The following is a 22,509-nucleotide window of genomic DNA, read 5'->3' as shown; positions in this document are numbered from 1 at the left end:
CCCATATTTCGGCCCAGCACTGTGGCCGATGTGAGTGCTTTAGACTAGAGGGACAGTACCGAATAACAAACATGAGCAGAACTGATCGCGGAAAGGTTGTCCATGGGTCGTCACGGAAGCGGAAAGTCGAACTATCGCATCGCGGGGTGGATCTGGGCTGCCATCGCAGCGCTCATCGCGATCGTGGCGGTAGTGATCGCGTGGACGGTTGTCGATAACCGCAACAACGACAACCTCGCCGCGCCCGAATGCACGGGGCAAAAGTTCGACCTCACCGTGTGGGCGGCACCGGAGGTGGAAAACGCCGGGGCCAAACAGCTCGTCGATTCCTACAACGAGTCCAATCCTTCGGCGATGGATACCTGCATCCACGCCACCGTGGTGTCCATGCCGGATAACGAAGCGCTGCAGCGCTACCGCGAGTGGACCCCGGATACGCCGGCGGCCAACCTTCCCGCCGCGGTGTGGATCCCCAACGATGGTCCGCAGATGGTTCGAGCCCTCGGAGATACCACCACGACCATTCGCAACACCAAGGCACCGGTGATCAACAACGATCACCCAGTGTTGGCTCCTCAACTGCAGGGCACGCCGTCCCCGGAGATCGAGCTGCGCGCCTCCGACCTGCTGGTGGACTACGGCGAGAATGACTTCCCCAGCGTTGCCACTGACGATGGTCTCAACGTCACCGTGGAAAATGTCGGCGAGTTCGCATCCAAGACCGCTGGTGATCCGAATAATGCGAATAATTCGAACCCGGTTGATCCGGCCGCCACGCCGAACACGCTGCCTGCCACGCCGGATCCGTCGGCACCATCCCCCGCTGCCCAGGGCAACACTGCCCCGGCAAAGCCCCAGAATGTCACCTTCGTGCTCGATACATCCGGCTCGATGGGCCTAGTGGAGGGCAACGGGACCCGCATGGATAACGTCAAGGCCCCGCTTACGGACGCGATGCGCAAGGTGGGCTCCACCGGAGGGTCCGTGGGGCTGTGGAACTACTCTTCCCCGCTGAACCCGAAGACAGTGAATCCCTACCGGGACAACGTGGACATCACGGTCCGCGATAACGGCGATGCGTCCGCTGCCGCGCTGCAGCGGCTGACCTTCGGCGGCGCAACGCACACCTACAGCTCAATCATGGCTGCCTATGGTTCCGCGGCCGCCGGTGCGGAGCAGTTCGCGAATGAGGCGAAGGCGGATAATCGCCAGCCGCTGCCCAACAAGGTTGTGCTGATTACTGATGGCCCCAACGATGGTGGCTCCGCCTCGCTGGAGCAGGCAGTGGCGGCAATTAAGGCGCGGTACGCGCAGACCCCCGTTGCTTTGGAGATTGTGCCCATTGGCGATCGCGTGGATCGCGGTGCGCTCGATCAGCTGGCCGCCGCTGCCGGCGGCAAGGTCTTCCCCGCTGCGGATTCTCTGCAGCTCGCCCCCGCGCTGCAGTCTGCCCTAGCGGCGTAGAAGAGCTAGGCAGAAAGGCTAGGCCATGCGGCGACGGCGGCGCTCAGCCAGCTCGTCGATGGCCGGGTCCTGCACGACCTTCTCCGACGGGAAGGACGTGATGGTGCCGGTGAGCTCCTTCATCAGGCCCGGAACGCCGATGCCGAACACTCCCTGACCGCCGTTGAGCAGGTCGATGACCTCCTCGTTGGAGCGGCATTCGTACACCGTGTGGCCATCGGAGACCAGCGTGATGCCGGCGAGGTCATCGACTCCCAGGTTCTCCAGCTTCTCCACGGCCTTGCGGATGTTCTGCAGAGAAATGCCGGTATCGAGCAGACCCTTGACGATCTTCAGCACGAGGATGTCGCGGAAGGAGTACAGGCGCTGCGATCCGGAACCGGCAGCGTTGCGGATGGAGGGCTGCACGAGCTTGGTGCGGGCCCAGTAGTCGAGCTGGCGGTAGGTGATGCCTGCGACCTGGCATGCGATGGGCACGCGGTAGCCGACCTCGTCGTCGGGGCCGTGAACGTCAAAGAGCGCGTCTTGCTGCGGTGCGTTCTTACTCATGGGAGTCTCCTGAGGTGCGGCGCCTATTGCACGCCTGTTATTTAGTCTGCTTGAAACTTTAGACCGGTTTGGGTGGGAGTCAACTGCTCACAACCAAACCTTCAACGTCAACTTCAGACTTTACACTAACATGAGTCACAAATTTCACATATGTAACAACACGCGTGTTGTCTAGTACTCGTTCACCTTCTCCCGCAGCGTCCGAAACAGCTCGGCCCCGTCGGTCCGAATCCCATCGTGTTGCAGGGCATTGGTGACGTGGATGCGCATATCTCTATATTTCGACGCCGCCACGCGCGACCTTTCGAAAGGCACAAACGCGTCGTCCAGGTAGACCACCCCGGCGCCAACGGGAGCGCGTTCGGCGAGCACGTCCGTATCGTATGGACTCGAGCTCCACTGCCACTGCGCCAGCGCCTCCGCGCTCTCGGCGAAGGCGTGCAGGGCTGGATCCTCCTGGAATTGCCACGGGTAAATGTGCTCGCCGGTCAAGTAGTAAGGATCATCACCGCGCGGATCAGCATTCTCCTCGAACCCGGGGATCTCTTCGCGGATACGATGTGCCGACCAGCGCGTCGCGCGCTGGTCGGCTTCTCCGCTGACGGCCACTCCGCCGTAAATGGATTCGTGAATCGCCGCATACAGCGGCGCTCCGGCGAACGACACCTGCGCACCAATGGCAGTCAGCACATCCGTGGTGAGGCGCTTGTCCCCGCGGACCGTGCGGAACGGGTCCTCCAGCAGGTAAGCCAGCGAGTGGAGCCCATGACCCCGCCCCAGGTTGATGCCGATGGTGCGGAAACGCCGGGAGCTCAGCCGTTCACCGGTCGGCAAGATCTCCTGGGAGTTATCAAGGTGGTGCCCGATCTCGCGAATGCGCCGATCCATCCACGGGAAGCGCTCATACAGGTGGCCGTGACGCACAGCGATCGCACCGTAGGTCTCCCGGTACACATCGTCAATCGGCCGATCAAGCGAGGGAAGCCCGCCCGTGAGGAAGCATTCGCGCACGGACTCTGGAAACAGCGAGCAGTAGCTGGTGATGCAGAAACCGCCGAAACTCTGGCCATACAACGACCATTGTTCTTCCCCAAGGGCCTCGCGCAGCCGTTCTGCGTCTCGAACAATGTTGTCTTGGCGCAAGTGCACCAGCCGCTCGAGGCTGAGGTCTTCCGGCTCGCACCCCTCGTCGATCCGGTGCGAGCGGCCCGTGCCTCGCTGATCCAGCAAAACCACTCTGTAGTGCTTCAGGGCTTCGCCAATGAGGCCGGAGGTGCTATCCAGTGGCCGCGGCGCCGGTGAACCGGGCCCGCCTTGCAAGTACAGCAGTGCGGGGAGGTCCTCGCCGCCATCGGGCACGAGCTCTCGGGCGTAGAGGGTGAAACTCTCGGAAGCCCCAGAAGACGCAGCGCTATCAGAGTAGTCCCACGGGCACTCCAGCCAGTGGTTCTTCACGGTAAGACCCATGGCTCGGCTCTGTTCGGTATGCACTGAACGGGCGGAATGTGCAGAATGTTCGGTCATGCTTTCCGATTGTAGAGCCGAGGGTGGACAACGGGCCGTTACCGCTCCTCGCTCCCGATACTCTTAACAGTCCCCGCGACTCTCCCGGCCCCACTGCACTCACACGCTCGGGTCAGGCGTGGGGGTCCTCCGGATTGTCCCGAGTTTGGGAATCAAGCCAATCATCCAACTCCTTCGACAGTCCCATCCCCTCCCACAGTTCTTTAAAGCCCTGCTCAGGGTCAGCGGACGAAGTGAATCCCATGTCCTCGGGATTCCACAGCAGATCAAACTCAATGGGGTCGCCGTCTTCGTCCACGGCGCTGAGCTTCTCCGCGAGCTCGCGCGTCCACTCGGGGTTGACGTCCAGCAGAGCCGGCACCACAGAAGGCTTCAACCGAATATCGAACAGCACACCCGCGTGCCACAACGGCTCCAAGGTGGAGGGGCGCACATCGATGTAGCGCTCCACGTATTCGCCGCTGAACTCCCCATCGTCGTCGATGATCTCATCCTCCGAGTCTTCAACGGGCACGCCGTTGACGATCCGCTGGCTCAAGCCAGCGGTGAATTGACCACGGGAATTCGTCACGATCTCTGCAAACCAAGGCTGCTCGAACTGATTAGACGCAAGAAGGTCGGCGAGGATCTCCGCGTCTGTCGGCCGCCCGCCCAAATCAGCTGGCGGATCCACCCAGACGGGAAGAAGCGCCGTGTGGTCCGGCGTCGAAAAGAACAAAACATCCACACCGCGCCCAGCAAGATCCGCGGCGGCCCGGCCGAGGAAAATGACCTCGATATCCTCCGAGCCCATAGAGTGCTGGTCGGCGTGCGGGTCGTTGCTAGCCAAGGTTGCTCTTCACCAGCGCGGTGTTGAGGGAAATGATGAGCGCCGAAACCTCGCGAGCGGTTTCCAGTGCTCGCTGCTTCGCGTTGACGTCCCGGCCATGAGCCAGTGGTTCGGACACGCGGGAGACCATATCGTACTGGCGATTCGCGATGGTCATCAGCGACTTCAGATGGCGGGAATCAAGGCCGTGATCCGCAAGCCGTGCGGAGAGCTCCACAATGGTGACGTCATCGACGGAGTAGAAACCCGCGTGATCGGCGGTGATCAGGCCCATGCGGATGAGCGAACCGGTGAAGGAATCCTCGACACCTGCGCGAGCCGTAACATCGGCGCGGGTAAGGCGGCGGGATTCCGCAGCCTTGAGCTGCTCGGCGGACACGGCGCCACGAGCGGACTTGGCTCCAGCGGTGACCGGGGTGACCTTGCCAGCGTCCATAGCTTCGAGCTGCTCGCGGATCACCTTCAGCGGAAGGTAGTTATCCCGCTGGTGCGTCAAGATGTAGCGCAGGCGGGCAATATCCTCAGGGGAAAAACGGCGGTATCCACTCTGGGACCGCCGGGGGCTGATGAGCCCCTCCGACTCTAGGAACCGGATCTTGGACACAGTCACGTCTGGGAAGTCGGGGGTAAGCTGCTTCATCACGTCACCGATGGACGATGTGGGGAGTACGCCACCCGGCTTTGCTGCCGATGCGCCTGCAGCTGCCTGTGCAGCATTCGCGCGGGGCGTTGCCTTAGCCGACATTGATTCTTTGGGCTGTGCACTCACGGGGTGGATCCTCACACTGTCTTCACGCCGAGCCTTCGAGTGGAAGGCTTCAGGCGACAACTAGCCGATGGGTGGAAGCAGGACTATGCGGCAGGCGGGGCGTTTCATCGCCTCCACCTGCGCGAAAACCTTAGGACTCCTTGGAGCCGTTCAGGAATACCAGACGGAACTTGCCGATCTGGATTTCGTCGCCGTTGGACAGCACGGCGCTGTTCTTCGGCTCGCGGTTCACGTAGGTGCCGTTCAGCGATCCCACGTCAACGACCTCGTACTCGTCACCGTTGCGGCGGAACTCAGCGTGGCGGCGGGACACAGTCACGTCGTCGAGGAAGATGTCGCTATCGGGGTGACGACCGGCTGCGGTGGTTTCCTGGTCAAGCAGGAAACGGGAACCCGCATTGGGTCCGCGCTTCACGACGAGCAGTGCGGAACCCTCGGGAAGGCCCTCCACACCGGCGGGAGAAGCGTCTGACTGCGAACCAGACTCCATCTCCTTCAAGAGGTCTGCGCGGAAAACCGAGGTGGTCTCGACAGATGCCTCTGGCGCTCCGGTGTTATCGCTCATGTCTTGGTCCTCTCTGGAACTAATTGGTTCACCGCCGAGTACGAGTCCGAGCCCTGCGAGCTGCGCACATACAGTGCGAACCGTCTCGCTCGCCGAACTCACGGCGGTGTTAATGGATCACGCTCAACAATACTACTTAGAGCGACCACGCGAGCGCGCAGTCCCTAAGTTGGAATCAAACCTTTATAAAACCCAGGCGGATACCGGGCGAATTGTAGTTTGATGTGAACGAATTTAACGGAACATATTGGCGATCGATCCCATGACCGAACCGCCGCCGGAAGACAAGGGATTATCGTTGACCATGTAGGTCCACGTGGCGCTCGGCTTGTGCAGACCGAGATCATCCAGCTGGGCGCCGTCTTCCGTGATCACGACCGTGTCGAACGTCTCCCGGGCCTTGCGCACCGCCGTCTCGGCGAGGTCGCCGAAAGCCGCGATGGACATGCGGTGGAACTCGTCGATGGGCGATTCGCGTGCGATGGCACGCAAGTGAATCGACTCACGGATATCGTCCAAGTAAGCCAGGTGCTCCGACCACTGGTAATCCAGGTGGTACAGCATGATCTCGCGGGCGGCCTGCTCGAGAACGTCCTGGGGAATGCCCTGCTTCTGCAACTGGGCGGCCTTGTCCACGTTGTGGTAGCTCAGATCATCCCACGCTGCGGCAGTATCGAGCAGCACGTCGCGACGATCGTTGATGATGTCGCGCTGATCCTTGACCAGCTTGTTGTACTTCCACGTCGTCGCATGAATATCGAGCATTTGCCCCTCGGTGACGCGCTGGCAATGGTCCACAAACTGCAGAACCTTCTTCTGCGGCAAGCGGCCATCAGCCTCGGGCTGAGCCTGCAGCTCCTCCCCGGCGCCTCCGACTGCCACCACGTCGTCTTCCAGGCTTACGAAGAACACAGAGCTGCCGGGATCTCCCTGGCGCCCCGCGCGGCCGCGGAGCTGGTTATCCAGGCGCTCCGAGCGGAATCGCCCCACGCCTACGACGCGCAGGCCACCGGCCTCCACCACCTCGTCACGGTCCTGTTCCTGGGCACCGCCGAGCTTGATGTCCGTGCCTCGACCGGCCATCTGCGTGGATACGGTCACTTTTCCTGGTCGACCTGCTTCGGCGACGACGGCAGCCTCTGCCTCGTGATTCTTTGCGTTAAGCACTGAACACTCCACGCCCGCAAGAACCAGTTGGTCGGCGATACGCTCGGATTCCGCGACGTCCTGGGTACCGATGAGCTGCGGCTGACCCGTCTTTTGCACCTCAACGATGTGCTCGATCACGGCTGCATCGCGCTCCGCAGCGGTGACGTACACCCGATCCTGCTCGTCGAAACGCTGAGTGGGCACGTTCGGCTCGATAACAGAGACATCGAGCCCGTAGAACTGGCGCAGCTGGTCCCGGGCAGCCAGCGCCGTACCGGTCATGCCGCAGACCTCGGGGTACATGCCCACGAGCGCTTGAATGGTGATCTGGTCCAAGATGCGACCACCATCCGTTACTGCCAAGCCCTCCTTGGCCTCCACCGCAGCCTGCAGACCGTCGGGCCAGCGCTGCAGATCGGCCACACGCCCGCGCGAGCCGTCGATCAGTGCAACCTTGCCGTCGCGGACGATGTAGTGCACGTCGCGGGTGAGCAGGTGCTCGGCGTGCAGTGCCACGTTGATCTGCACCAACGTCTGGCCTGCGTCGTCCGCTGTCCCCCCGTTGCCACTGTGGCCACTGTCACCGCCGTTGCCAGCGCTACCTGCGTTGCCAGCGCTCCCCGACTCAGCGGTGCCGTACAGCGACTCGATCCCCAGCTCGCGCTCGACAAACTCGGCGCCATCGTCAGTGAGAAAGACGTTGCGCTGATCCTCCGACACGTTGAAGTGCTCGCCCTCCACCATGCGCTTGACCAGATCGGTGATCTGACCGGCCGGTGCAGGGCCGGGCTCGGAACCAGCGAGCACGAGCGGGACGAGCGCCTCGTCCACCATGACGGAATCCGCTTCATCGATGACGGCTACGTCTGCATCCACCCGGACGGCATCTTCCCGGCGCGTGATGAGCTGATCGCGCAGCACGTCGAAGCCCAACTCATTGATCGCGCCGAAGATGACATCGCGTTGGTAGATATTCCGGCGCTCATCAGTGGTCAGATCCTCGTGAATAGCACCGTGAGACAGCCCGAAGAAGTCGAACATGGGCCCCATCCACCGGTCGTCACGACCGGCTAGGTAGCTGTTCACGGTGATGATGTGGACGCGCTTGCCCTGGAGAGCAAAGCCGACGGCTGCCATGGCGCCGGCCAGCGTTTTACCTTCACCGGTAGCCATCTCCACCACGTCACCGTGGAGCAGGCGGTAGGTGCCCTGCATCTGCACGTCGAACGGCGGCAGGTTCAGGGTGCGGCTGGCAACTTCGCGCAAAGCTCCCAGTAGTTGCGATGCTTCCTTAACGTATGCCGGGCGCTCCCCATGCTCGTCGCCGGAAGAGCCCCGGACGATGGCCGACGTAGCGGCGTCGCGAAGCTCATCATCGGTCATGGCCGAAAACCGCGACGAATCGGCTTGCTCGACCACCGCCTTGCTCTTCTTCTGATTCTTATTGGGCGAAGAACCCATGGCCTTCCAGAACCAGTCAAATGCCATTCGACGGCCTAACCTTTCCGATCCGTGCTGGGTGCTCCCGGATACTACGGGGCACTGCGGACTGTGTGGACTACGTTGCAATAATGAAGCGATGGCGGAATATGCGGCCACGGCACTCACCGAGCGGCTGCATAACCGGTATCACCTAATAGTCCCACGATAGTCCACAGCGAAAGGGAGGGGTCATGTCCCACGGCGACAACACTGCAAGCGGTGGCCCTGATGGACGCTCCGTACGCCCTGTGTCGGTCAAGTCCGTGCAGGTGAAGATACCTACCGAGCGCGGAATCACGTTGGCCGGAACCCTCGACCTGCCTGGGTGGGTCAGTGCCTCTGAGCGTAGGAATCTTCCGACGGCGGTGGTTGCGCACTGCTTTACGTGCAACAAGTCGTCCCCTGGGGTGTCGCGGATCTCGAAGACGCTTGCACGCCACGGGATGGCAAGCCTGCGGATCGACTTCGCTGGTCTGGGCAAGTCCGAGGGCGAATTCGCACGGTCGAGTTTGGATACGAACGTAGCTGATGTGGTCGCTGCCGCCGACTGGCTGGCCGAACAAGGCAGCTCTCCCCTGCTGCTGGTGGGCCATTCGCTGGGTGGCGCGGCCGTGCTGCGTGCGGGGTCGCTCGTAGACAGTGTGCGGGCTGTGGCGACAGTGGGCGTACCCTACGATCCGCGCTATGCCGCAGCAACCATCCCGGATGTGGTGCGGGAGCTCAGCGACAATGATCTCGAGGAGGCTGGTCTGGCTTCTCGGCCCATCAAGATCGGGGTGGAGTTGCTACAGAGTCTGGCTGCCTACGACCCCGCCGAGGTGCTGCGGAAATTGGGATCCGTGGAGGATCGCCGCACAGACGGCAGCGGGGTGTCCCTGCTGTTTGTGCATTCTCCCCTGGACCGGACGGTGCCGTTCCGCAATGCTCTGCAGCTGATTGAGACCGCGGACCAACCGGCGAGCTTGATCGCTGTGCCCGAGGTTGATCACCTGCTCACCTGGAAGGGTGCGGGAACACGCGTGGGTGAACTCATTGCGACCTGGGCCGAACCCCTCGTGCAGAAGGGCTAGAGACAAGAGGCCAATGGACCAAAGGGCCAGGCCTAACTGGTCGCGTCCAGTGATCGTCCAGTGATATCGGGAAGCTGTGCGCCGGGCTGCCAGTAGAGTGGAGACTATGAGCACTATTGATTTCATTCCCACCGCTGACCTTGTCGACATCATCGGATCGGACGTGCGCAGTTGCGACACTCAGTTCCGCAACCTGGGTGGCACCGTTGAATTCTGCGGCCCCATCACCACCGTGCGTTGCCACGAGGACAATGCACTGCTGAAGTCCATTCTCCAGGAGGATAACCCGGGCGGCGTTCTCGTCATCGACGGCGGCGCATCCATGCGCACGGCGCTGATTGGAGACATTATTGCAGGGCTTGGCAAGGATCACGGCTGGGCCGGAGTGATCGTCAACGGCCCCATTCGTGATTCCAAGGTCATCGGCGAGATGGACTTCGGCTGCAAGGCTCTGGGAACTAACCCTCGCAAGTCCAGCAAGACCGGTGAGGGCGAGCGCGACATCACCGTGGAGCTGGGTAGCGTGGAGTTCGTGCCGGGACACATCGCCTACTGCGATTCCGACGGCATCGTGGTGACGGAGAAGCCGGTGGCCAAGCCGGAGTAGCAGACTGACCCAACGCACGCAGTCGCGCGACTGCTCTCTACTTACTCTCGGCTCTTTACCCCCGCTCTCCCCTTAATTTTCCCCCTCTACGCTGGCGATTAGGGCGGAGAATCATCGTGATGTAATCTGTTGAGCGTCCTTAAGGACGGCGGACTGTGGCGCAGCTTGGTAGCGCACTACACTGGGGGTGTAGGGGTCGCAGGTTCAAATCCTGTCAGTCCGACCACCAGCAGCCACTCCACACGGGGTGGCTGTTTTGTTATTTTCGCGCCCTTCGAGGCTCCCCTGCCAAGTGGAAAAACCTCTAACTGAACGCGGTTTCACCTGATTTTTTCAACTTTCTTCGAGCCTAATAACCAAAGGTCACGGCACCTTTTCAGTCATACGGCACAAAAATCTCAGAATTTTCTCAAAGCTTTGTGTAACGAAACAGAAACACGAGCGTTGTAGTAGGTGAAGGTTCCAGAAGGCACAAGGCACTGGGATCAACTACACACTCGAAAGGAATTGATCTCACATGATCGACATTCTCTCCGACTTCTTCACCTCCGCCATCGAGCTCGTTGCTAAGGGTCTGGGCGGTTTCCTCGGCGCCATCGCCAACCTGCTCAAGGGCTAATTCCTAGCCTCACGAGCAACCCTCTGGAGGCTCCCACACACCGCCTCCACCCCATTGCTCTGTCACCGGAGCAATTGCGTTGAGCTCGCACCCCACAGGCGAGTTCAACTCACTCACTACACACGATATCTCCCTCAGTGGCTCATCTCTCACATCTCCGATGAGTACACATCACTCGAAAGGACAGATCCCATGATCGATCTCTTTGCTGAATTCTTCACCACCGTTGTCAAGCTGATCGCCACCGGCGCAACCGGCGTGGTTGACCTCTTCTCCAACCTCTTCGGCGGCAACAAGTAAGTCGTTGTTGGCCCCGCGCCAACAGTGCTGACAGCGCCAGCATCGCTGTCAGCGCCTATAGAGCAAACAGCGCCCGTGCAGGAAATTTCCTGCACGGGCGCTGTTTCTTATCTCACATCGCTCCCGCGGTACCGCTGCATTAACTACAGCTCAACAGCCTCCACACGCTGCGGCAGCACGCGCGGACGCACGCCGGCGATTTCCTCCACGATGCGGATGACCTGGTTGGAGTAGCCGAACTCGTTGTCGTACCACACGTACAGCACCAGGTGGTTGCCGGACGCGATGGTGGCCAAACCATCGACGATGCCTGCGTGGGTGGTGCCCACAAAGTCGGTCGACACAACTTCCGGGGACTTGATGAAGTCGATCTGCTGGCGCAGCGTCGAGTGCAGGGACACGCGGCGCAGGTAGTTGTTCACCTCGTCGGCGTCCACCTCCTTGTCCAGGGAGAGGTTCAGCACCGCCATAGACACGTCCGGGGTGGGCACGCGAATGGCGTTACCGGTCAGCTTGCCCTCGAACTCCGGCAGGGCCTTAGACACGGCCTTCGCCGCACCCGTGGCGGTGAGCACCATGTTCAGGCCGGCTGCGCGGCCGCGGCGCTCGCCCTTGTGGAAATTGTCGATGAGGTTCTGGTCGTTGGTGAACGAGTGCACCGTCTCCACGTGACCGTGCTGCACGCCGTAGCGGTCGTTGATGACCTTGAGCACTGGGGTGATGCCGTTGGTGGTGCAGGATGCGGCCGAGAGAATCCGGTCGTCGTCGTTGATCGTCTGGTGATTGATGCCGTAGACAATGTTCTTGATGTCGCCCTTGCCCGGCGCGGTTAGCAGCACGCGGGACACGCCCTTGGACTCGAGGTGCTGCTCGAGGCCCTTGCGATCGCGCCACACACCGGTGTTATCCACCACGATGGCATCGTTGATGCCGTATTCGGTGTAGTCGATCTCTGCCGGGCTGTTGGCATAAATCACCTGGATCGGCGTGCCGTTGGCCCAGATGATGTTGTTCTCCAGGTCGGTGGTGATCGTACCGTCGAAGGCGCCGTGCACGGAGTCACGTCGCAGCAAGGATGCACGCTTGATCAGGTCGCCTTCGCCCTTTGAACGCACGACGACAGCCCGCAGGCGTGCCCCGCCGTAGGTGGCTTCACGGGCAACCAGGATGCGCGCCAACAGGCGGCCGATGCGGCCGAATCCGTAGAGCACGACGTCCTTCGGCTCCAGCTGAGCGCTGGTTCCCACCACGTCCTTCAGCTCGCGCTCGAGGTACTCGCGCAGGCTCAGACCCTCATCGTCCTTGTTGTAGCGGCTGGCCAGGGATCCGATGTCGATGGAGGCCGTGCCCAGGTCCATGTCTACGAGCTCCTGCAGGACCGGCAGGGTCTGCTCCAACGGCAGTTCCTTTTCCACCACGCGGCGGGCGTAGCGGTGAGACTTGATGATGTCCACATCCGTGCAGTTGACCAGCAGGCGACCGAAGATGGAGGTCACCACGTTGTGCTCGCGGTGCAGGCGGCTGATCAGGGGCAGCATCTCCTGCGCCAGGTGCAGGCGGTGGTTCCAATCATTCTGGATTTCCTGAGTGTTCCTCGGCAGAGTCATCGATCCTCATTTACTGGTTGCGGATGGGTACATGCGAAAGCTAGGCGGGGGTCACCCGTCTACCCCTTAAATGATAAATCCTTTGGTGGTCAATACTGGTATTTGGGGGTGTTGGGTGCCTCACCCAAGGCCCGCAACTCCCCCCGATATAGTCTGGAGGCCATGAGCCAGAAGAAGACCCAGACCCCGTCCCAACCATCAGACGTTGAGATCGCCCAGGCCCACTCGCTCGAGGACATCCACACCATCGCGGAGCGCGCCGGAATCCCAGAGGACGCGTTGATCCCCTTCGGTAAGACCAAGGCAAAGATCGATGTGCCGGCGCTCAAGGAAGCGCTGCATGGTGGCGTCGAGAATGAAGAAAGTAAGGAAGCCACACGGGGCAAGCTCGTGCTGGTCACGGCGATGAGCCCCACACCCGCGGGCGAGGGCAAGTCCACCACCCTGATCGGGCTGGCCGATGCGATGAGCATGGCCGGGCACAAGACGATGGTGGCGATCCGCGAACCATCGCAGGGGCCCGTCATGGGTATCAAGGGCGGCGCAGCCGGTGGCGGTTATGCGCAAATCGTGCCCATGGAGGACATCAACCTGCACTTCACCGGTGATATGCACGCCATCACGGCGGCGACAAACACGCTGGCCGCGATCATCGACAATCACATCCACCACGGCAACGCCCTCAACATCGACCCGCGGCGAGTCACGTGGCGGCGATGCTTGGACGTCAACGATCGCGCTCTGCGCAACATCGTGACCGGGCTGGGCGGCCCCGCCCACGGCACGCCGAAGGAAGCCGGGTTCGACATCACCGCAGCCAGCGAGATCATGGCCATTCTGTGTCTGGCGACGGATCTGGAGGACCTCAAGAAGCGGATCTCCCGGATCGTGGTCGGCCAGACGTACGACCAGGCGCCCGTCACCGCAGGCGACCTGCAGTGCGCTGGGGCGATCACGGCGCTGCTCAAGGACGCGATCAACCCGAACCTCGTGCAGACCCTGGGCGGAACCCCGGCGCTGTGCCACGGCGGGCCGTTCGCCAACATCGCGCACGGCTGCAACAGCCTCATTGCTACGACCACCGCGCTGGACCTGGCGGATGTGGTGCTCACCGAGGCCGGTTTCGGTTCCGACCTGGGCGCGGAGAAATTCTTCGACGTGAAGTCGCGGGCGGGTGGCTTGGACGTCTCGGCGGCAGTGGTGGTTGCCACGGTGCGATCGCTGAAGTACAACGGCGGGGTGGCCCGGGAGGACCTCGGCGCAGAGGACCTGGGTGCGCTCAAGCGAGGCATGGCAAACCTGGAGCGGCACGTTTCCAACATCCGGAAGTTCGGCGTGGAGCCGGTCGTGGCCCTCAACGTTTTCGATTCGGATACCTCCGCAGAGAAGAAAACCGTGCTCGAGTGGGGAGACAGCATCGACCCGGCCGTGCGCGTGGTGGAATGCCGCGTGTGGGCCGAGGGCGGCAAGGGCGCCGCTGAGCTAGCCGAGGCCGTGGGCCAGGTGATGGAACAGGCCGAAAGCGGCACGCCGGATACCACGCACGCGCCGGCGGACTCCCCCGCTGCCGACCATCAGGGACACCAGATCTACTACCCGGTGCACGGGTTGGAGGCGTCCATCAACACGATCGCCACGGAGATCTACGGGGCGAAGGACGTGCAGCTGAGCGCTCAGGCGCGCAAGGACCTGGCGTTCATCAAGCGCCACGGTTGGGACAAGCTGCCGGTGGTGATTTCCAAGACGCAGTACTCGTTCTCGGACGATCCCACGCAGCTCGGCGCGCCCAGCGGTCACACCCTGCACGTGCGCCAATTGGTGCCGAAGGTCGGCGCTGGGTTCGTGGTGGCGCTGACCGGTGATGTGATGACCCTGCCGGGGCTTCCGAAGCGCCCGGCCGCTGAGAAGATCGACGTAGACTCCCAGGGGCGGATCTCCGGGCTGTTTTAGCCGGGTGGCTGTTCCGCAGTGCTCATCTGCGGTTCGTCGGTATGCTCGAGCGCATGAGCATCATCAAGATCAACGCCATTTCCGTTCCCGAGGGCAAGGGCGAAGAGCTGGAAAAGCGCTTCGCCGCTCGCCAGCACGCAGTCGACAAGGCACCAGGGTTTGAAGGATTCGAGCTGCTGCGCCCCGCCAAGGACGGCGACCGATACTTCGTTGTGACCCGCTGGGCCGACGAGGAATCCTTCGCCAACTGGCGCGATAGCGATCCACACACTCGCAAGCCCTCAGACGGGGACGACCACAAGCCCCAGGCCGGCGAGCACACCGGTGGTCAGAAGCCCGTCGCCACCGGGGCGGAACTTCTGGAGTTCGAGGTCGTGTTGAGCTCCTACCCACAGAAGTAAAAGCCGCGGCTACCCGCCGATGCGGTCGATAATCACGCTCCCACGCGTTTGCGGCTCCTCGGACGTGATGGACCAGCCGGAGTTCAGCGATTCCAGCGCGCGGTCGAAGCGCTCTGGCGTGTCCGTGTGCAGGGTGAACAGCTTCTCCCCCGCCTTCACGGGCTCGCCAATCTTCTTGTGCAATTCAATTCCCGCGCCCAGCTGCACGGGATCTTCCTTGCGGGCACGCCCCGCGCCCAAGCGCCACGAGGCCACGCCGACGGCCAGGGCATCGAGGCTGCCCAGGTAGCCGTCCTTGTCGGCCGTGACGGTGTGTGTGTGCGCGGCGGTCGGCAGCGGCGCGTCCGGGTCCCCGCCTTGGGCCTTGATCATCTCCCGCCAGGTGTCCATCGCCTGACCGTTGTCGAGGGCTTCTTGGGGGTCGGCGTCGGATAAACCGGCGGCATCCAGCATCTCACGGGCGAGTGCGAGGGTCAGTTCCCGCACGTCAGCCGGGCCCCCACCGGCGAGAACCTCCACGGATTCCTCGACTTCCAGAGCATTGCCGACCTTGCGGCCCAGTGGGGTGTCCATGTCGGTGAGCAGCGCGGTGGTCGCACAACCGGCATCGTTGCCGAGGGTGACCATCGTGGTGGCGAGCTCGCGGGCCAGGGCTTCGTCCTTCATGAATGCGCCGGAGCCGACCTTGACATCCAGCACCAGCGAGGCCGTGCCCTCCGCGATCTTCTTGGACATGATCGAGGAGGCGATGAGCGGGATGCAGTCCACCGTGGCGGTGATGTCGCGCAGTGCGTACAGCTTCTTGTCCGCGGGCGCTAAACCCGAGCCGGCGGCGCACACGACCGCGCCGGGTCCGCGCAGAATCTCCATGAGCTCGTCGTTGCTGATGTCCGCGCGCCAGCCGGGGATGGCTTCCAGCTTGTCGAGCGTGCCGCCGGTGTGGCCCAGCCCGCGCCCGGAGAGCTGCGGCACGGCCACGCCGAAGGAGCCGACCAGGGGCGCGAGCGGCAGGGTGATCTTGTCGCCCACCCCGCCCGTGGAGTGCTTGTCGGCGGTGATTTTGCCGAGGCCGGAGAAGTCCATCGTCTCGCCGGAGCGGATCATTGCCTGGGTGAGGCGCAGGATTTCGGGGGATTCCATGCCGCGGATGAAAATGGCCATGGCCAGCGCGGCCATCTGCTCATCGCCGACGACACCGCGCGTGTAGGCATCAATGATCCAGTCGATCTGGTCGTCGGTGAGGCGGTGGCCGTCGCGCTTGGTGCGGATGACGTCCACGGCGTCGAACGGTTCGGCAGCGGGTGAGCTGGGGTTTGGGCTTGGGTCTTGGCTGGGGGTGTGAGCCATGTCTATTCCCTCTTTTACTTTTGTTCGAGTGAAATGTGCCATAAGTGCCTATCCATTGTGTAGCTTAATACACATCCGAGTGCTGCAAATAGCCTTTCGCACACCGGACACGACTTCGGCCACACATCACGAGGAAGGACACCCCCATGTCCCCCGAAGCTCTTCTTGACAAGGCTCGCGAAGCCGCAGCCAGCGCTTATGCCCCCTATTCATCCTTTCCCGTGGGGTGCGCTCTTCTTCTCGACGACGGCAGAGTCATCACCGGCTGCAACGTCGAAAACGCCTCGTACGGGCTGACCTTGTGCGCGGAGCGCGGGGCGGTGAGTCGCATGATCATCGACGGTGGCCGCGAGCCCGCTAGCTCGGATGCAGCTGGTGCCGCTGGTAGTGGTCGGCCGCGAATTGTGGCTGCTGCCATCGCTGGGCTGAAAGCGGCTCCCTGCTACCCGTGTGGCGCGTGCAGGCAAGTGCTCCACGAGTTCGATTGCGAACGTATTGTCGTCGAAAATAACGAGACGGAAAAGCCGGTCGTTATTGATTTTGCTGAAATTCTCCCCCACGCATTCGGGCCCAACGATCTGTAAGACGCGGATCGGCCCGCCAAACTGACTAGGACACGCTGATGGATAGGCTCCAAGGCTTAATTGGCATCGCGCTGATTTTCTCCTTTCTGATTTTATTTTCGCGCCACCGCAAGCACATTAAGTGGCGCACATTGGGCGTGGGTCTGTTGCTGCAGATCGCATTCGCCTTGCTGGTGCTCAAATGGGAGCCCGGATTCCAAGCGCTCAAGGGTGTGGCGCATGGGCTGGAAAAGCTCACTGAGTTTACGAATGAAGGCACGAAATTCGTTTTCGGCGGGCTTTTCCCGGAGGATAAGGGATTTGTTTTTGCACTGAATGTGCTGCCGGTGATTATCGTGCTGGGTGCGATTATCGGCGCGCTGTACTACTGGCGAGTGATCCAGTATTTCGTGGATTACCTCGGTGGTGCGCTGAAGTGGCTGCTGGGTACGTCCAAGGTGGAGAGTGTGTGGGCGTCCACGGTAATCTTCCTGGGGCAGTCCGAGGCGCCGCTGGTTATTCGGCCCTATCTGCCGAAGCTGACGAAATCTGAGCTGTTTACGTGTATGTCGGGCGGGTTTGCGTCGGTGGCGGGCTCCACGCTGATCGGTTACTCGCTGCTGGGTGCGCCGCTGGAGTACCTGCTGGCGGCATCGCTGATGAACGCGCCGGGCTCGCTGATTGTGGCGAAGGCGTTTTGGCCGGAGACAGAGGAATCCTCGCTGGACGCCACCGTAAAGGACGTCCGCGACGAGGATTCGCGGAACATCATCGACGCGATCGGCGCCGGTGCTATGGCTGGTGGCCGCATTGCCGTGGCGGTGGGCTGTTTGCTTATTGCGTTCATCGCTATCATCACCATGCTGTCCGCAATGATCGGCGGCGTGGGTGGCTGGTTCGGCCACCCGGATTGGTCGCTGCAGGGCCTGTTCGGCTGGGTGTTCGCGCCGCTATCCTGGGCGATAGGTGTGCCGTGGGATCAGGCGCCGCTGGTGGGCTCCTTCATCGGTGAGAAGACCGTGATCAACGAGTTCGTGGGCTTCACCTCGATGGGTGAGCACCTCAAGCAGCTGGACGAGAAGTCGCTGATGATCTCCACGTTCGCGCTGGCAGGCTTTGCGAACTTCTCCTCCATTGCGATCCAGATCGGCTCGATCGGCGGGCTGTGCCCGGAACGCCGCGGCGAGGTGGCGAAGCTGGGGCCGCTGGCGCTGATGGCTGGCTTCCTGGTGAACATGCTAAACGCCGCGATTGTGGGCGTGGTGGTGTTTTAGGAGCGTGGTGGAATAGATAGAACTCCAAACGAGAATCGAACACGCAAATTTGCTGTCTACATTCTCGCACCCCCAATGTACGCCAAGACTAACAACTATCGCTGGCCACAACAGGACTATATATAGGAATCGAGTATATCTCAACCGTCACAGAACGCGCGAACTTATAAAAACAAATTCCAAATGCCCTGCAACTCCCATCAGCTTGCAGTAAGATTATTCTAGCCCCTTGCACCTAACCCAAGAATAATCGCCACAGCCCACCAGAGGAACTAACCCGGAGGAAGAAAATGATCAGGTCAATTACACTCAACCAAACCCACTGCTTTGCTCCCAATACAACAATGAGAGAGCTAAGAAAAGTCAATCTCCTCTATGCAAATAATGGATCTGGGAAAACTACACTTTCGAATGCAATTAAAAATTGCACTTCAGGAGTAGAAATATCATGGAAAAATGACGAGCAAAAGGTTTATGTCTACAACCGAGATTTCTATCGAGCGGCTTTCACCAACAAGGATAATGACGAGCCAGGCGTGTTCTTACTAGGAGAAGAGAGCCCTGCTGCCCACCTCAAGATCAGCGAGGCCCAGGAAGCGAAAGATACCGCTTCTAAAAAAATAGCGAATATTGAAACACAAATAATAGACGTCTCGGATGAGCTCCAGAAACATAGAACTACGGCTAAAGAAGCATTGTGGAAGGATCGGGCGGCTATCCCTAGTAAGATCGGCAAAGAACTCAGCGGATTCAAAAGCAATAAAAGAGTATTTCTCGATAGTTCTATAGAAGCTTATGAGAAGAGCTCAAACAAAAATGATCCTTTAGAAGCTGACTACACAGATCTATCTGAAGAGTGGGAAATGACTCTGACGCCCGAGAGTCAATACCCCCAGAAGGTTCCGCCGCTCCCGGACTTTAACTTCGATTGCGAGATTATTCAAGAAGTACTAAATAGAACACCAGAAGTTGGCTCCCTTTCATGTTTTGCAAACAGGGCCCACGAACTGGAGCTCGACTGGATACAACAGGGATTGAAACTTTTTCACGCAGACGCAGACTCTCAGAACTGCCCATTTTGCCAACAGGATATCACTTCAAATATTCTCGAGGAACTTAGTAAGCTTTTTAGTCACGCATATGAAGACTTATCGGAAGATATCAAAAATTGGATTAATCTACTCGAAATAGATATAAGAGAAATCGCGAACTATAGAGCGCTCACTATCCAATTCAATAGTGAATACAACGGAGAGCAGTATGATACCGACGCCCTCGGCGCTTTCGAAAGGATACTATCGTCAACAATTTCCCAACTCAAATCTAAGCAACAAAAACTTTCTCAGCCACTATCTTTCCCCTTTACGGATAAAGAACTTCTGGATATCGTGACCCATCATAATCGGGTCAGCAATGACCTATCAGTCAGACGCGAAAAAGCGCGAAATAAATGGTCCGAGCGTAAACGGATAGAGAAGCGAACACTAGAGCGCTTTGCCCTTGGTAACGGGCGAACAACAATTGAGAGATGGATCAAGGATAGCAGAGAACTGCAATCCAGGCTTACCGGCCTCAGAAAGTCAAGAGACAAGCATTTAGCTAGAGAGAGAGCATTCGCCGAAGAAATTCGCAATCTACAGAATTCGCTCAAGAGCAGTAAACATGCGATTGACGGAATTAATAAGCTACTCAGGTCTTGCCAGTTTTACAGTTTCCGCCTCGCTCCATCTATTAAAATTAGAGACGGCTACACCGTAATCCGAAGTGACGATAGCGTTGCAGATATAGAATCGCTGAGCGAAGGCGAGCGAACCTTTCTCACTTTTCTTTATTTTTATTATCAGCTCCGTGGCGTTGGCGAGGATGGTGGCTCATACTCGCGCGTGGCCGTAATCGATGATCCGGTATCGAGTTTGGATCTAGAAGTGATGTTCGTTGTTTCATCATTGATTCGAACCTTAATTGAGAGCGTCGCAAACGGCTCAAATCGAAATGTATCGCAAGTTTTTTTATTCACTCACAACGCACGATTCCATAACGAGATATCTGAAAGGCACCCGGATTCCATAGCTAATGAAATTAAGTTTTTTCGTATCATTAAGAAGTCGCCTGAGCCTAACGTTATCTCCGATCTAGGTTCAAAAAGTTCGGTAAGAAATGCTTACCGGCAACTCTGGGATCTCGCTGCTGAGGCTGAGCTTTGTAGCGATTTAAATCACGCTTGGTTACCAAACACACTTCGTAGAATTTTGGAGACTTACTTTACGGAGCTGGGCGATGCCAAGAACTTATACACCATTGGCGACACACTTGATTTTGAACAGCGACATTTCCACTATGCTCTTACTGCCTGGTCACACAGCGGTTCGCATAGTGTGCTAGACGGTGAAGGGTTCGAGCCAGATTCGAGTTCGTCGTTCCGTTGGCTCGAAGCTTTTGAAAATATTTTCCGTTTAGCGGAGGGTGGTATTCATAAAAGGCATTACGATTTAATGTTAGGGCGAGCACGGCATTTCATCGGGAAATAGTGCCGCCGGGTTCGAGCTTTAACCGTGTGGTGGTGTGAATGTCGTTTTTGGTTCCTTTTTAGGGCTACTACCTTGCCGGTTCAGCTCGCGGCCGATTTCTCGGCGGCGGCGCAGGTTTCTTTATTGCCGTCTCGGAGAGCAACCCTAGGCGTATCGTTGATCAACTCTTGAACCCGGTGAAGATCGGCGTCAGTGACATCATCAAAGTCGGTCTTCTTGGGGTGAAACCGCCGCAACTCAGCATTGATGTTCTCATTGCTGGGCCGCTGCCACGGTGAGTGAGAATCGCAGAAGTACACGTTCAGTCCATCAATCTCGGATTCAAGCTCAGCAACTCGAGCCATTTCCGTCCCCTGATCCCAGGTCAGGGTGTCAATTCTGCCCACACCAGAGGCTTGCATCTGATTAATTTCCAGCAGCACGGATTTCAGCATGTCAATGACCATCAGCGAGCTACGGTCGCCAGTCAACCGACGGCAGAAAAACATCCTGCTCCGACGCTCAACTAACGTCACTACCGCAGTTTTACCCCCTCGTCCGATGACCAAATCGCCTTCCCAATGCCCAGGAACGCTCCTATCATCCGCCTGCGCAGGCCGATCAGAATTCCGCTCTTCGTGTTTTGGAGTGCGTAGACGTCCGACATGGTGAGGAAAGGTCCCGTCCAACTCAGAAGTGCAGGGTTTTGGCTCACTCGAAAATGTCCGGCCAATGCCGGGCAATCTCGGCGAGGACATGGCGCACGGGGAGGCGCTCCTGCTCCAAGCGAAGAGTCCCAATGCGCTGGTAGGTGGCCTGCTCGGCTGGTGTGAGGCGGTCGAGGATGCGGTCTGGGTTCACCGCCCGGCTGGCTACGAGCGTCTCGCCCCTCTCTCCAGAGGTCACGCTTTCTACGCTGAATTTCTCAAAAGCATCCCACGTCTCCGAGTCCATACAGATGCTCGGCGCGTCCGGAAGTACTGCTCGGATGCCGTTCACGATTGCGAAACCATCGGCGTCGAGGTCGCTCCACAGCAGGGCCTCACGGCACCACGGCAGGCCTGCCACCAATGCGGGAGCCTGGTAACCACTCCCCCACACCGCCACCACCCGGCTACCCGGTTTGGCCTGTGGCAGAAGCTGAAATGGCAGCTGGTTCTCGACCACGATTACACGGACCGGCTCGGGAAACATCCTCGCTGCATCTGCAAGGGGCACGTTGATGTCCCGCAAATATTGCGGCAGTCGGCCGCCCTCCGGTTGCAGCTCCGGATCCAGCAACCGCACCGAGACGCGCACGCTCGGGCGTGCTGCGGCGGGAATATTCACGAGTGCGCGGACTGCGCGGGTGTTTCGCTCGATCCACTTCGTATCCACCCCTGGTACATCCCACTGCCGGAAAGGCACATCGTCGTAGGGATTCTCGAGGGCCCAGCGGCACACGCGCACCAGCGGATTGATATCTGCGCGCCGCCATTGCTTCACCGTGGCCTCTACGTGCGCCCGGAACGTCGGATCCGGGGATACCTGAGCCAGCAGGCGAGCTGCTTCGCGCAACCGGTGTATCTCCTCCGTAGCTCCGGCCACCTCCACGATCTCATCACCAACAAGCGTGATGCGCACAGGCAACTCCTGAGTGCCCAAGCCCACGCGGTTCCACCTCCGCTGCCCCCACTCCACGCCCGGGTAGCCCTGCCAGCTCGCCACAAACTGCCGGACCGCTTCTAGATCCTCCACCGCCTCTTTCTGATTAGGTGGCTTCAACCCAACCGTCACCGTACGCTCAGGGGCAGGGACGGGCGTGGGCGCCGAAAAATCGATGGAGGATGCGGAGTCTGGGGTGGCGTCGGCGATAAAGAGTCGCAAATGGCGCTCGATGTGGCGGCGGCAGCGCTCCCGGATTTCAGAGGGCAAAAGCATAGACCCCGCAGAG

At 59.9% G+C, this 22,509-nt stretch carries 18 protein-coding genes and 1 tRNA gene; 9 read left to right on the top strand and 10 right to left on the bottom strand.

What is annotated here, in order from left to right; all coding sequences use genetic code 11:
- Positions 1-102: 102 nt before the first annotated feature.
- Positions 103-1,464: a vWA domain-containing protein gene (locus LA343_RS07025; protein ID WP_025402632.1), complete on the top strand. Its 1,362-nt coding sequence runs from the start codon at positions 103-105 to the stop codon at positions 1,462-1,464.
- 18 nt (positions 1,465-1,482) lie between these two features.
- Here LA343_RS07025 and LA343_RS07020 read toward each other — a convergent pair whose 3' ends face one another.
- The 6 genes from LA343_RS07020 to secA2 all read right to left on the bottom strand — a co-directional run bounded on the left by LA343_RS07020 (position 1,483) and on the right by secA2 (position 8,337).
- Entirely contained in the window at positions 1,483-2,013 is a 531-nt protein-coding gene (locus LA343_RS07020; protein ID WP_025402631.1) for a MerR family transcriptional regulator, read from the bottom strand.
- 171 nt (positions 2,014-2,184) lie between these two features.
- Positions 2,185-3,504: an alpha/beta fold hydrolase gene (locus LA343_RS07015; RefSeq protein WP_374957147.1), complete on the bottom strand. Its 1,320-nt coding sequence runs from the start codon at positions 3,502-3,504 to the stop codon at positions 2,185-2,187.
- Positions 3,505-3,649: 145 nt separating this feature from the next.
- Positions 3,650-4,366 carry a hypothetical protein gene (locus LA343_RS07010; RefSeq protein WP_025402629.1) on the bottom strand — a complete coding sequence of 239 codons (717 nt, stop codon included), beginning with the start codon at positions 4,364-4,366 and terminating at the stop codon, positions 3,650-3,652.
- Positions 4,359-5,111, bottom strand: coding sequence for a transcriptional regulator FtsR (gene ftsR / locus LA343_RS07005; RefSeq protein WP_025402628.1), 753 nt, complete (start codon positions 5,109-5,111; stop codon positions 4,359-4,361). The genes LA343_RS07010 and ftsR overlap by 8 nt, the downstream gene beginning before the upstream one ends.
- A 154-nt stretch (positions 5,112-5,265) precedes the next feature.
- A complete protein-coding gene (odhI, locus tag LA343_RS07000; RefSeq protein WP_025402627.1) occupies positions 5,266-5,700 on the bottom strand; it encodes an oxoglutarate dehydrogenase inhibitor Odhl in 435 nt (144 codons plus the stop codon).
- Positions 5,701-5,934: 234 nt separating this feature from the next.
- Positions 5,935-8,337: an accessory Sec system translocase SecA2 gene (secA2, locus tag LA343_RS06995; protein WP_025402626.1), complete on the bottom strand. Its 2,403-nt coding sequence runs from the start codon at positions 8,335-8,337 to the stop codon at positions 5,935-5,937.
- A gap of 185 nt (positions 8,338-8,522) precedes the next feature.
- Here secA2 and LA343_RS06990 point away from each other — a divergent pair, with 185 nt between their 5' ends.
- From LA343_RS06990 to LA343_RS06980, 3 genes are all read left to right on the top strand, one after another.
- Positions 8,523-9,401, top strand: coding sequence for an alpha/beta hydrolase family protein (locus LA343_RS06990; RefSeq protein WP_025402625.1), 879 nt, complete (start codon positions 8,523-8,525; stop codon positions 9,399-9,401).
- 106 nt (positions 9,402-9,507) lie between these two features.
- Positions 9,508-10,008: a ribonuclease E activity regulator RraA gene (gene rraA, locus LA343_RS06985; RefSeq protein ID WP_025402624.1), complete on the top strand. Its 501-nt coding sequence runs from the start codon at positions 9,508-9,510 to the stop codon at positions 10,006-10,008.
- Positions 10,009-10,157: 149 nt separating this feature from the next.
- Positions 10,158-10,234 (top strand) — tRNA-Pro (locus tag LA343_RS06980).
- An 836-nt stretch (positions 10,235-11,070) separates the two neighbouring features.
- On the opposite strand, the gene LA343_RS06975 is transcribed toward LA343_RS06980, so the two are convergent.
- Positions 11,071-12,534 (bottom strand): glyceraldehyde-3-phosphate dehydrogenase, encoded by a 1,464-nt coding sequence (locus LA343_RS06975; protein WP_025402623.1) that lies wholly within the window; start codon positions 12,532-12,534, stop codon positions 11,071-11,073.
- Positions 12,535-12,696: 162 nt separating this feature from the next.
- On the opposite strand from LA343_RS06975, the gene LA343_RS06970 reads away from it, so the two are divergent.
- Positions 12,697-14,484, top strand: coding sequence for a formate--tetrahydrofolate ligase (locus LA343_RS06970; RefSeq protein WP_025402622.1), 1,788 nt, complete (start codon positions 12,697-12,699; stop codon positions 14,482-14,484).
- Between the two features lie 53 nt (positions 14,485-14,537).
- Positions 14,538-14,885: an antibiotic biosynthesis monooxygenase family protein gene (locus LA343_RS06965; protein ID WP_025402621.1), complete on the top strand. Its 348-nt coding sequence runs from the start codon at positions 14,538-14,540 to the stop codon at positions 14,883-14,885.
- A gap of 9 nt (positions 14,886-14,894) precedes the next feature.
- Here the strand turns inward: LA343_RS06965 and LA343_RS06960 are convergent, their stop codons facing one another.
- Entirely contained in the window at positions 14,895-16,232 is a 1,338-nt protein-coding gene (locus LA343_RS06960) for a thymidine phosphorylase (RefSeq protein ID WP_025402620.1), read from the bottom strand.
- 146 nt (positions 16,233-16,378) lie between these two features.
- Here LA343_RS06960 and LA343_RS06955 point away from each other — a divergent pair, with 146 nt between their 5' ends.
- From LA343_RS06955 to LA343_RS06945, 3 genes are all read left to right on the top strand, one after another.
- Positions 16,379-16,816, top strand: a complete 438-nt coding sequence (locus LA343_RS06955) for a cytidine deaminase (RefSeq protein WP_025402619.1) — start codon at positions 16,379-16,381, stop codon at positions 16,814-16,816.
- 38 nt (positions 16,817-16,854) lie between these two features.
- Entirely contained in the window at positions 16,855-18,069 is a 1,215-nt protein-coding gene (locus LA343_RS06950) for a NupC/NupG family nucleoside CNT transporter (protein WP_025402618.1), read from the top strand.
- Between the two features lie 290 nt (positions 18,070-18,359).
- Positions 18,360-20,597: an AAA family ATPase gene (locus LA343_RS06945; RefSeq protein ID WP_081737305.1), complete on the top strand. Its 2,238-nt coding sequence runs from the start codon at positions 18,360-18,362 to the stop codon at positions 20,595-20,597.
- Positions 20,598-20,677: 80 nt separating this feature from the next.
- Here LA343_RS06945 and LA343_RS06940 read toward each other — a convergent pair whose 3' ends face one another.
- Positions 20,678-21,334 carry an IS30 family transposase gene (locus LA343_RS06940; RefSeq protein WP_081737304.1) on the bottom strand — a complete coding sequence of 219 codons (657 nt, stop codon included), beginning with the start codon at positions 21,332-21,334 and terminating at the stop codon, positions 20,678-20,680.
- The gene (locus LA343_RS06935; protein WP_224207684.1) at positions 21,288-22,496 is read right to left on the bottom strand and encodes a DUF3322 domain-containing protein; all 1,209 of its coding nucleotides are present in this window, start codon (positions 22,494-22,496) and stop codon (positions 21,288-21,290) included. The genes LA343_RS06940 and LA343_RS06935 overlap by 47 nt, the downstream gene beginning before the upstream one ends.
- Positions 22,497-22,509 lie beyond the last annotated feature (13 nt).

Origin of the sequence: Corynebacterium falsenii (assembly GCF_020099275.1) — a bacterium.
Classification (GTDB): domain Bacteria; phylum Actinomycetota; class Actinomycetes; order Mycobacteriales; family Mycobacteriaceae; genus Corynebacterium; species Corynebacterium falsenii.
This window is presented reverse-complemented; position numbering and strand designations above follow the sequence as displayed.

Bases quoted from the DNA above. Each gene is read 5' to 3' on its own strand.
- LA343_RS06965 (WP_025402621.1), top strand. From the start codon at position 14,538: ATGAGCATCATCAAGATCAACGCCATTTCCGTTCCCGAGGGCAAGGGC.
- LA343_RS06940 (WP_081737304.1), bottom strand. From the start codon at position 21,334: ATGTCCTCGCCGAGATTGCCCGGCATTGGCCGGACATTTTCGAGTGAG.
- secA2 (WP_025402626.1), bottom strand. From the start codon at position 8,337: ATGGCATTTGACTGGTTCTGGAAGGCCATGGGTTCTTCGCCCAATAAG.
- ftsR (WP_025402628.1), bottom strand. From the start codon at position 5,111: ATGTCGGCTAAGGCAACGCCCCGCGCGAATGCTGCACAGGCAGCTGCA.
- LA343_RS06935 (WP_224207684.1), bottom strand. From the start codon at position 22,496: ATGCTTTTGCCCTCTGAAATCCGGGAGCGCTGCCGCCGCCACATCGAG.
- LA343_RS06960 (WP_025402620.1), bottom strand. From the start codon at position 16,232: ATGGCTCACACCCCCAGCCAAGACCCAAGCCCAAACCCCAGCTCACCC.
- LA343_RS06955 (WP_025402619.1), top strand. From the start codon at position 16,379: ATGTCCCCCGAAGCTCTTCTTGACAAGGCTCGCGAAGCCGCAGCCAGC.
- rraA (WP_025402624.1), top strand. From the start codon at position 9,508: ATGAGCACTATTGATTTCATTCCCACCGCTGACCTTGTCGACATCATC.
- LA343_RS06945 (WP_081737305.1), top strand. From the start codon at position 18,360: ATGATCAGGTCAATTACACTCAACCAAACCCACTGCTTTGCTCCCAAT.
- LA343_RS06950 (WP_025402618.1), top strand. From the start codon at position 16,855: ATGGATAGGCTCCAAGGCTTAATTGGCATCGCGCTGATTTTCTCCTTT.
- LA343_RS06990 (WP_025402625.1), top strand. From the start codon at position 8,523: ATGTCCCACGGCGACAACACTGCAAGCGGTGGCCCTGATGGACGCTCC.
- LA343_RS07025 (WP_025402632.1), top strand. From the start codon at position 103: ATGGGTCGTCACGGAAGCGGAAAGTCGAACTATCGCATCGCGGGGTGG.
- LA343_RS07020 (WP_025402631.1), bottom strand. From the start codon at position 2,013: ATGAGTAAGAACGCACCGCAGCAAGACGCGCTCTTTGACGTTCACGGC.
- odhI (WP_025402627.1), bottom strand. From the start codon at position 5,700: ATGAGCGATAACACCGGAGCGCCAGAGGCATCTGTCGAGACCACCTCG.
- LA343_RS06975 (WP_025402623.1), bottom strand. From the start codon at position 12,534: ATGACTCTGCCGAGGAACACTCAGGAAATCCAGAATGATTGGAACCAC.
- LA343_RS06970 (WP_025402622.1), top strand. From the start codon at position 12,697: ATGAGCCAGAAGAAGACCCAGACCCCGTCCCAACCATCAGACGTTGAG.